The organism is Nonomuraea rhodomycinica (genome assembly GCF_013363995.1).
Taxonomy (GTDB): Bacteria; Actinomycetota; Actinomycetes; order Streptosporangiales; family Streptosporangiaceae; genus Nonomuraea; species Nonomuraea rhodomycinica.
Genome location: NZ_JABWGO010000090.1, coordinates 1 through 278 on the forward strand (window position 1 = coordinate 1; position 278 = coordinate 278).

1 protein-coding gene is annotated in these 278 nt (G+C 78.8%); it reads right to left on the reverse strand.

Annotated features, from left to right (window positions below; all coding sequences use genetic code 11):
- A partial coding sequence (locus HT134_RS44535) for a hypothetical protein (protein ID WP_175606526.1) occupies positions 1 to 278 on the reverse strand: 278 nt, incomplete at both ends.

A 278-nucleotide genomic window follows, 5' to 3' on the forward strand; every position in this document is an offset into this window, starting at 1 on the left:
CGGCCGGGTGTAGAGGTCGAAGGCGATCATCGGCAGCGCGGAGGCCCGCCACACGGCGTCGTGCAGCGCCGGACTGTCACCGGCCGAGGGGACCACCAGGACGCCCGCCGCGCCGAGCCCGGCCGCCACCCTCGCCTCCTCGGCCGTCCGCTCCACGCCCTCCCCCGCCGGGGAGCCCGTGGAGCCGCCTGGGGATCCGTCCGGGGAGTCGTCCGTGGCGGGGTGGCCGCCGACGCCGACGAGGACGGGGACGCCCAGCGCCACCGCCCGCTCGATCA